At 55.0% G+C, this 9,783-nt stretch carries 4 protein-coding genes; 3 read left to right on the top strand and 1 reads right to left on the bottom strand.

Going from position 1 to position 9,783, the window contains the following annotated elements; genetic code table 11:
* The first annotated feature begins 101 nt into the window (after positions 1 to 101).
* Positions 102 to 4,703 (top strand): AAA domain-containing protein, encoded by a 4,602-nt coding sequence (locus ACOYJL_RS09440; RefSeq protein ID WP_433569978.1) that lies wholly within the window; start codon positions 102 to 104, stop codon positions 4,701 to 4,703.
* A gap of 113 nt (positions 4,704 to 4,816) precedes the next feature.
* On the opposite strand, the gene ACOYJL_RS09435 is transcribed toward ACOYJL_RS09440, so the two are convergent.
* Positions 4,817 to 5,320: a 5-methylcytosine restriction system specificity protein McrC gene (locus tag ACOYJL_RS09435; RefSeq protein ID WP_433569977.1), complete on the bottom strand. Its 504-nt coding sequence runs from the start codon at positions 5,318 to 5,320 to the stop codon at positions 4,817 to 4,819.
* 126 nt (positions 5,321 to 5,446) lie between these two features.
* Here ACOYJL_RS09435 and ACOYJL_RS09430 point away from each other — a divergent pair, with 126 nt between their 5' ends.
* Both ACOYJL_RS09430 and ACOYJL_RS09425 read left to right on the top strand, forming a co-directional pair.
* Entirely contained in the window at positions 5,447 to 5,731 is a 285-nt protein-coding gene (locus tag ACOYJL_RS09430; protein ID WP_433569976.1) for a hypothetical protein, read from the top strand.
* A 242-nt stretch (positions 5,732 to 5,973) separates the two neighbouring features.
* Positions 5,974 to 9,744, top strand: a complete 3,771-nt coding sequence (locus tag ACOYJL_RS09425; protein ID WP_433569975.1) for an AAA family ATPase — start codon at positions 5,974 to 5,976, stop codon at positions 9,742 to 9,744.
* The last annotated feature ends 39 nt before the right edge of the window (positions 9,745 to 9,783 follow it).

The raw sequence follows: 9,783 nt of genomic DNA, 5'->3' as shown, positions 1-9,783 counted from the left end.
CGACTGGTACTACACAGGCATCAACCAGAGGGCAGCCTAGATGAGAAGGACTACGATAGGGACACCATCAGGCATGGGCTTTCGCTAGCCAACGCTCGTTCGTGTCGAAGGATCTCAGCCAGTTCAAGTCGTCATTTGAAGAGATTGGTGCAAACTCGCTATTCCTATCAATCGGGACGCTGAAATTTATTGACAAGGACAAGACGAGACTCGCACCAATCATGCTGTTTCCTGTTTCCCTTTCGAGGGCTTCGGCGCGGTCTGGTTATCAGCTTTCTTTGCTTGACGAAGACCCGTCCATCAACGTGTCGCTGGTGGAGTTCCTTCGCTCTTCATGCGGAATCTCCCTTGATGGGTTTGACCCTCTGCCAATGAAGGAATCCGAAGTAGATGTAAGGCTTGTGCTCAATACGTTTCGTAGGAAGGTGATGTATCAGCCTGGTTGGGAAGTTCTTGAGAGCGGTACTTTAGGCGTCTTCTCGTTCTCGCAGTTTGTCATGTGGAATGACATCCGGAATCATGAAGACGAGCTGCGAAAGAGCAAAATCGTCTCATCCTTGTTGGACGGCAAGCTTACGTGGACTCCTGAGCCGATGAATCAAGAAGAGTCGGTAGACCCCACTGACCTTCTTCTTCCTGAGCCTGCGGACCAATCACAGATGTATGCAATTAGGAAGGCTTTGGATGGGCAGAGCTTTGTTCTTCACGGACCTCCGGGAACTGGCAAGTCCCAGACAATCACACTGATTATTGCCAACGCTCTGGCTCAAGGTAAAAAGGTCCTGTTTGTGTCGGAGAAGATGGCGGCACTGGAGGTAGTCGAGAACCGTTTAAAGAAGTTGGGCATTGACCCTTTCTGTCTTGAGGTTCATTCCGCTAAAGCGACTAAGAATCATGTCCTAGACCAAGTCTCGGCTTCCACCAAAGCGACCCACACCAGAAGCTATAAGAATTATCGCGACAAGTCTGCCGAGGACAAGAGCGTTCGGGGGCAGCTTGACTCATATGCGCGCCAGCTTCAGCAGCGGAATGCAGCTGATTTTTCTCTCAGGGATCTTATCTGCGAATATGTGGCACAGTCGGAAAGCTATGAGCCCCTTCCGGGCAACTGGGCAGTGGCAAATTCCTTTACGAGCCGCGAAGACTATTACACGAAGATGGATGCAGCGGAGAATCTTATTCGCATTGGTAAGACCGTCGCGCCCACCAATGAAAGCCCGCTTTCGGCAGTAACGGGCACTGTCTATCGCCAGGCCATTACTATTGATTTGCCAGCATTGCTTGACTCTTGGCAATCAGAGCTCGAAGCCTTCTCAGTGGTTTGGGAGAAGACCAGCAATGCATTGCACTTAACCTCGAAAGGCACGCTCGACGATATTACTGCACTCCTAAACGAGGAATCTGTCATAAAGAGTGTCGCAAAGATTCCTACCCCTTGGGTGGTCGATGATGACCTTAGATCATTGACTGATTCTCTTGAGAGTCTAGTTGAGCAGAATCAGGCTCTTTCAGAGCTTCGTAATCAGCTGCTTCAGACTCATACTGAGAGCTTTTTCTCAATGGATATTGACGACTTAAAGAGCCGCTGGGTAGAGGCGAATTCAAAAAACTTTTTCTTCCGGAAGAAGGCTGTCAAAAAAGTTCTTATTGAGATGTCTCTAGGCTCTAAGGGCGCGATAACGGCGGGTGATGTGTCCGTCTTCATCGATGAATTAGCTAAGTGGAATAAGGCTAGCTCTGCCGTTGAGGAGGGGGTAGAAAGACAGCGCGAAGCATTACGACCATTTCGAAACTCTGATGGAACGATTAGCTGGAAAGATGCCGAGACCGCTCTGTCCAACACAAAGAAGCTCCAAGCTGATGGCTCCATCGAGAAGTTTCGTCGCATTTGGACAGGTGACATAGACGAGACCTTGCACTTATTCGAGGAGCTTTCGGAAGGGTTTGCAAAGGTCAACGCAAGTCGCGCCAAGGTCGAAGAATATGTTGGGCAGTTCGCTCTCGATGAAGGGGCGTGGATAGATTCCCAGCTGGAAGCCTGCAGAGCATTGCGAGATCACCTTGGCGAGCTGCGCGAATGGATGAACTGGAACAAAGCCCGTGCCGAGGCTCTTGGGCTTGGCTTGCATGAGCTCATTGACTATCTGGGCAACAACAAGGTCGAAAGCGACACCTTCGAGCGATACAAGTGCGGAATAACCAAATCAATGGTTCGGTACGGCCTCGACAGCTCAGAGAGCATGAACTCCTTCACAGGTTCGCGACTTGACGGTCTTATTGAACAATACGCCCGAATTGATACGGAGCTACAGGAACTGTCCAAGGAAGAACTCCGTCATCGCATTGCGAGCCATATCCCAAACCTAGTCGAAGAAGCGACCAAGAGTACAGAAGCTGCAACTCTGCAACGCTCTCTGAGAAATCGGAAGAGGAGCGTGACAGTTCGCTCGATATTCCGAGACTGCGGCAATATCTTGCTGTCGCTTTGCCCCTGCATGCTGATGAGCCCGCTCTCGGTCTCGCAGTATCTTGCACCTGGAAAAGAGCTTTTTGACCTCGTCATTTTTGATGAGGCGTCTCAGCTTCAGACCTGCAAGGCCGTCGGGGCGCTCGCTAGAGGCAAAGAGGCCATCATTGTTGGCGACCCGAAGCAGATGCCTCCCACAAGCTTCTTCAAAGAAAAGATTGACGACGAGGAGTATGACCAAGTTGCCGACCTTGAGTCGGTGCTTGACGATTGCATCGCCCTGAACATGCCTCAGACGTATTTGAGATGGCATTACAGAAGCCATCACGAGAGCTTGATTTCATTCTCCAACAGGGAATTCTATGACGGCTCAATGTTCACGTTCCCTTCGGCAGACGATGGCGTCAGTAGAGTTCGCATGAAAAAGGTCAACGGGATTTTTGAGCGTGGCGCCTCAAGGCGATACAACCTCGCCGAAGCAAAGGCAATCGTGAACGAGATTGAGCAGCGATACGAACAAGGCTATAAAGGAAGCATCGGCATCGTCACTTTCAACATCCCGCAGCAGAAACTCATTCAGGATCTCTTCGAGCAGGCTTGCATCGATAATTCGGGACTTGAGAAATGGGCAAACAAGCGCGATGAGCCTCTTTTCATCAAGAATTTGGAGAACGTACAAGGTGACGAGAGAGACGTCATTCTCTTTTCGATAACGTATGCTCCTGATGAAAATGGCACCATGTCCATGAACTTTGGACCCATCAATAGAGAGGGAGGATATAGGAGGCTAAATGTAGCTGTTACGCGAGCTCGCACTGAGATGGTGGTCTTTTCCTCAATCAGCTATACAGACATCGATTTGAATAGGACTTCGTCACGTGGCGCCAGCGCGTTGCGTCATTTCCTTGAATATGCTGAGAATGGTCACTTCACTTCGCTCAGCAATACTGATGTGCGTTATTCAGAAAAAGATGCCATTGGCAAGGCGCTTGGCAGCGAGCTTGAGAAAGCGGGCTACCTGATTCACTACAACGTCGGAACGAGCCAATTCCGCGTTGACCTTGGTGTGGTTGATCCTAATGACGAGAATCGGTATCTTGCTGCCATCCTGCTTGACGGAAGGTCTTACCAGGTAGCCAAGACGACCCGAGACAGGGAAATTGCCCAGCGAAAGCTACTCGAGAATCTAGGGTGGAAGGTCATTCGAGTCTGGGCAATTGATTGGTGGGAAAACTCCGACAAGGTTGTACACGATGTTGAGGCTTGGCTCTCCACGGTGCTTGAGGATGCCAAGAAGGAGCCACGCGACAATACATTCTCATTAGTTGAAGAGGGCCTTGGCGAGCGTCTCGCTGAGAATGACGAATCGACTGCGGATATTGGTAGAGAAGCATCAGAACGGAAGATTGCCGCAAGAGCCCCTGCTCCGCTTGGGGAAGTAAGCGCCCCGGCTCCGCGCAGAAAGGGAACAAGTGCACCTGCTCCGCTTAATAAGGAAAAGAGGCGGGACCATCAAAAAAGGAAGCCAGCTTCCCGCGTAAAAGAGCACTCGGAGAACCTCGTCACTCCAAGTAACGCAAGGGCAGCGGCTAAGCACTACGGTTCAACAGTGTCGTCCGCGAGCAAGGCGCCAACGCCTAGAAGGCTGGGCCATAGGGAAATTGAATACGTCCACGCCGTGATACCTCCGGTTTCCGGCGGCAAAGGACTTACCGCTTTCATGGCAAGAGGCAATCAACAGATTGCTGACGTCATGAACGAAATCATAGCTGTCGAAGCCCCTATATACAGTACGTCTCTGTTTAAGAAGGCGTCACAGGTCTTTGGAGTCAATAGTTCGAACAAAAGCGTGATGGCCAAATGCCAATCCGCCTTGCTCATTGCCCACGCAAAAAGGATTTCAGCCGACGACAATGTAGTTGTCTGGAGCAGAGACCAAGATCCAAAGAGCTATCAGCACTACCGCGTGCCAACGCGACCTGAGGATGTGCGCAAGATATGGGAGGTTCCATACGAAGAAGTGGCTGCGGCAGCCTTGGATGTTCTTGAGGACTTCTCGCCGTCTCTTAAGGACTCGCTCGTCAGCAGGACGCTCGAGACTCTGGGCTTCAGCGATACGTCCTCGGCAGAGCGTGAATACGCATTGCGCGGCATTTCAAGGGGAGTGCAGTACAAGTGGTTTTATCGCTATAAGGACGTTTATGCGATAGATGACTCTCTGATTCCTAAGTGGTGATTGGCACTTGTTAGTCGAACGACATTCTTGATGCGGCGGCGCGCAATTAGCTGAAGGAAGATTTCATAGAAGAGGGGTCGTCAGTAAACCGGCGACCCCTCTCTTGTTCTGCTCTACTCGCTTGTATCCAAAAGCGTCGCTATTGCGTCCAGCTGGGCTCGTATCGTAGAGAACTCCTGATTGAGGTCGAGCGTCCTTGCCATGATTGGGTTTCCGCCCAGGACGTAGCGACTGTCAACGGCAGGGTCATTGTCCGTCTTTGCATAAAGGAGCATGCCCATCACAGGGGAAGAGCTGGCGGGCAGGCTTGCCTGCATGTTCTTCACATAGGTAAATATTTGATATAGGTTCGCCGAGTGGAGACTTCTTTTTCCAAAGCGCTCCTGCGTGGTATGCGTGTAGTACTTGGCGTCAACGACAAAGACACGCCCGCCCTTTTTCAGCACGATGTCTGACTGCATTATTGGAAGGAGCTCGTCGGGCTCCCCAGAAATGTCCCATGGAATCTGAGGGTCGCTTGCGCCAAGCTCGGGATGCTCCTTTCGGTAGTACTCAAGGACGAACTTCTCGCGCGCTATGTCAGAGAGACGATACCTGCCCCCGATGCGACTGCCCAAGGCTGGTGGGTTGCAACCGCCCTTCCGTCGACGGGCAGGGGAGACCGGTGCGCGGCAATTAGCTGCCAAAACCTTGAGACGCTCGTCGTTCTTGAGGACGACTTTGCTCCTTGGGGATTTCTCAACATGAGAGAAAATCTCTCTTGGGGACTAAGAACGCGCCGCCGGAGCGCAGGGCTGCCAAACGGGACGCAGCTGCAAATTACCAGCTACGGCGTGGCCAGCGACGTGACAAGCGTGTACTTTGGCAGCTTGGAGGAGCTGAGGCGGCTTCTCTATAACGAGTACGTGCTGAATTGCTGCTACCGACTGAACGTCGAAATGATGCGCAAGGGCTCAACGATGTTCTCAAGGTTCAATAACGTGGAGCTCGTGGCACAGATATTCGAACAATGCCAGAAGGGAGACTAGCCAATTCTTCGCAACTCTCCTTCTACCGCAGAACAGAAAAAACTTTATCTTGGCGGAGAGGGACGGCTCGATTCACCTATCATTAAGGCACGAATCTGCGGCTGGGAAACGATGGCAAAATTTCGGCGTCCTAAGCAACGCTGATATACGTGCCTCCTCTTCCGCCATGAGCTTCGCGAGGGTTGCGTTCGAAGTGTGCCAAACAGCATTGCCACGCTCAATGTTTCATTGGAGGCAAGAACATGTCCGACGAGCCCAATAAACCCAACAACCTAGACGAGTACGATTTGCCCTGGGACCCTGCCCCAAAGTCTGCCAGCGCGCCAGAAAAGGCGAAGCCGGCTGGCAGAGGCTCGTCAGGCACCACTCCCAAGACGGGCATCTCGCCCTACTTCCGAGTGACAGTCAGCCTGGACAAGCCCTATGATCCCGAGCTGTGCAGGTCGGCGTGCGTCGACCTCTACGCGAACACGCGCGTTTTGCTCGTCCCCCAGGACGTTCGGGATGAGGGCGACCGCGTAGTCCTCGTGCTTGGCGGAGATTCGCGGGCATCTTCGCCAGACGTGAAAGGCCAGACCTCCTCCCTGAGTTCCGAAATTGTTCAAAGGATGATCAGAAAAGGGATAACGAGGTTCCTTTCCTGCGAGATCGTCGAGTTCAAGACATTTTGTCAGGGAATCGTCGGAGGCAAGGAATCCTCCGAGGCCAATCGCATCGGCTCAATCATCAACTCGCGCATTCACGACGAGACTAAGAAGATTGATTGGAACAAGCTCCTGTCGACAAGGGAGTTTGACCCCAAGACCTACCTTCATGACAACGCCCCGCTGTCATTCTCCAATGACGATGACATCACGCAGCTCTGCTCCCAAATGCGCGCGAGGCTCAAAGGGTCGGTTCGAGGGCAGTCCAGGCCAATCGAGGAGTTCTGCACGGGCATCAACGCCATCCTGAGGAACATGCTCATTCGTTCGAAGAAGGACCCGAGCAGCCTCACTCGCGACGATCGCAGGCCCCTGGGAGTGTTCATGTTCTGCGGCCCCTCGGGAGTGGGGAAGACCTTTCTCTCCGAGCTGGCGTCTGAGGAGCTGGCTGGATACGGCTTCGATTACCGCCGCTTCGACATGACCGGCTACATGGGCCACGAATGCGCCAACTACATGATCGGCTTCCCCAAGACCTACAGGGCGGCGCGGCCGGGCGACCTCACCAACTACGTGATGAAGCATCCGCGCTCCGTCATCGTCTTCGACGAGATCGAGAAGGCTGACGAGGGGGTCAAGCACCTGTTCTTGCAGGTGCTCCAGGAGGGCACGCTCTACGACAATTACTACGGCGAGGACGTCCCCTTCTCCAACACCATCCTCATCTTCACCACGAATGCTGGCAGAAGCGCCTACGAGGGCGAGGCGGGCTCTGACCTCTCGGGCATTTCGAAGCATGCGATTATCGACGCCATTGGGAAGGACAAGGGAAGCGGGGGGAGGTCTGCCATTCCCTCCGCACTCCTCTCTCGCCTTGCCGCTGGCACCGTGATCATGTTCAACCGCCTTGGCTCCCGCGACCTCCTTGACATCTGCGACCAAGAGTTCGAGAAGGCGAGCAGGCAGTACCAGCAGACCTCGGGCATCGAGATCACCCATGACCAGTACGTGCCCACGGCGCTGCTTCTCTCTTCGGGCGGCCTCTCGGATGCCCGCAGCGTGAGCGGGGACGCGAGGAAGTTCGTCACAAGATACATGGGCAAGCTGATTCAAGCCCTGCACGACGACGATGATCGCAACGCCAGCAGCAAGAAGCCTCAAGAGGCGAGGTCAAAGCCTCGGAAGGTCGCCTTCAAAGTCGACCTAGAGGGCATCGAAGACCAACAAATCAAGGAGTACTTCACGGGCAAGAAGCTCATGAGGGTCTTCTGCCTCGCCGAGCAGAGCAAGGCGAAGGGTGACAAGCTCGCGGGCAATCCACGGGTGGTTTCGCTTTCCGACGGCGTCAAGCTCGAGCTCCACTATCCCGATGACCTTGGGTTTGGGAGCAACCCGGCGGAATACCCAAAGTACGATGACGTGTGCGACAAGGTGGGCCATTTCGACGCGGCTCTCATCGACATCGGCTTTGGTCAGGAGGCGTCGAGCAAGGCCGTCCGATACTACGGGGCAATGGACATCAAGACCTATGGGCGACGCTTCTTCCAGCACCTCCACGCGAAGAAGCCCGACATGCCGATCTTCATCATCAGGCCTCGCGGCGGCTGGCGCTATCCAAGCGAGGCCGACCGCCAGATTTTCCTGAAGGAAGGGGCTCGGGACTTTCTCGACACCGAGAAGGACTCGTTCTTTGACGACCTTCGCGACAAGATCGACGACTCCGTGAAGGAGAAGAACGTCTTCGACCTTACGCGCAGGAGAAAGGTGCTCAAGTACTCGGCGGCCATGCCTCGCGCCTCGAAGGGCGGGGGATTTGGCCCAAACGAGACGCTCACCATCCTGCTGAACGAGTTCTCGCTAAGCACCGCCCCCGACTCCAGAGACGCAAACGACATCCTCTGCGGGCTCAGCATCCCCTCTGATTCCTTTGACGACGTCATTGGCAACGCCCAGGCGGTGGATTCGCTGAAGAAGGTCTCCCTATGCCTGAAGGACCCTTCGCGCTTCCTCGGCAACTCGCTCAACATGCCCCGCGGCGTCCTGCTCCATGGCAAGCCTGGCACAGGAAAGACGATGATGGCGCGCGCGATGGCGCACGACGCCGACGCGGTCTTCATTCCCACCGAGGCCAACAAGCTTCTCGCGGGCGGGGCCCCCGAAATCCACCGCATCTTTGGCGTCGCGCGCAGGTACGCCCCCGCGATCGTGTTCATTGACGAGTTTGACAACATCGCCCAGCCGAGGGAGCGCCTCGGCGTTTCTGGCCAGGCGGTGGTGAACGCGCTCCTGACTGAGATGGATGGCTTCAAGAGGGTGGACGCTCGGCCCGTGGTGGTGCTTGCGGCGACCAACTTCGCTCCCGATAAGCTTGACGCGGCGGCGATGCGGCGCTTTGACACGCAGATCCTCGTCACCATCCCGGACGCGAAGGGCCGCGAGACCCTCATTCGGAGGACTATCGGCAAGATTCCGGTGCTTTCTGCCGGCAAGTCTGCCGGCGCCATGCAGGGAGGGCCGGCCGGGGCGGAGGGCTCCGAGCAAGGAGGACCGAGCACGCCGAAGATCAGCGAGGCGGGCGTCCTGTACCTCGTCAACGAAACGGCGGGATGGAGCCCTGCGAGGATCGTCGACCTCATCAACTATCTGGGAAGAGAGGCGCTTCTCGCGGGCCATTCTTCCGCGAGCGCCGTCGCCCCGAAGGACGATGACGCCTGGCTCCGCGATCGCTTCGAGCTTCATGAGCTGGGCGAGCCGTATGAGCTTGACGCTGCCACCGAGGATGACGTCGCGATTCACGAGAGCGGCCATGCGCTCGTCGCCTATGTGAGCGGCCTTCATCCCAATAGCGTGACTACCATCTCGCGCGCGAGCTATCTGGGGCTGACAAAGTTCGACCAACGAGAAGGGCTGAACATCTCCATGGGGGACATCCTTGCGGATGTGCGGGTGGCTCTCGGCGGAAGGGCGGCGGAATGCATCTACTATGGCGCCCAGGCAGGAAAGGGGTTCTCAGAGGGCATTAGCAGCAGTGCAAAGTCCGACCTCTCATATGCAACCGGGCACTTGCTGTACGCCCTGTGTGATCTCGGGCTTGACGTGAATTTCGGCATGGCAATCTATCCGAGCGGCCAGCCCATCCCCTCTCGGGCAATGGACCGGGCGAATGCGTACCTTCTATACGAGTTCTCCGAGGCGCGAAGGATCCTTGAGGAGCACGAAATGGCGCTGTTCACGCTTGCAAAAGAGCTGCGGAAAGACAAGTACCTGAAAGGCCCGCAAATCGAGAAGGTCTTCGATTCCTGCGGGGTCAAGTTCAACAGCTACGTTCCCGCCTCCCCGAATGACGATGGCAGGGATGATGGGAACTAGGGCGGCTTGACGGGGCTGACGCTCGATGTTCGACGCATA

Source organism: Tractidigestivibacter sp., from assembly GCF_050946515.1.
Lineage (GTDB): Bacteria > Actinomycetota > Coriobacteriia > Coriobacteriales > Atopobiaceae > Tractidigestivibacter.
Note: the sequence above shows the minus strand (reverse complement) of the source record. Positions and strands in the feature narration are given on the sequence as shown.

Bases quoted from the DNA above. Each gene is read 5' to 3' on its own strand.
- ACOYJL_RS09425 (WP_433569975.1), top strand. From the start codon at position 5,974: ATGTCCGACGAGCCCAATAAACCCAACAACCTAGACGAGTACGATTTG.
- ACOYJL_RS09430 (WP_433569976.1), top strand. From the start codon at position 5,447: ATGAGAGAAAATCTCTCTTGGGGACTAAGAACGCGCCGCCGGAGCGCA.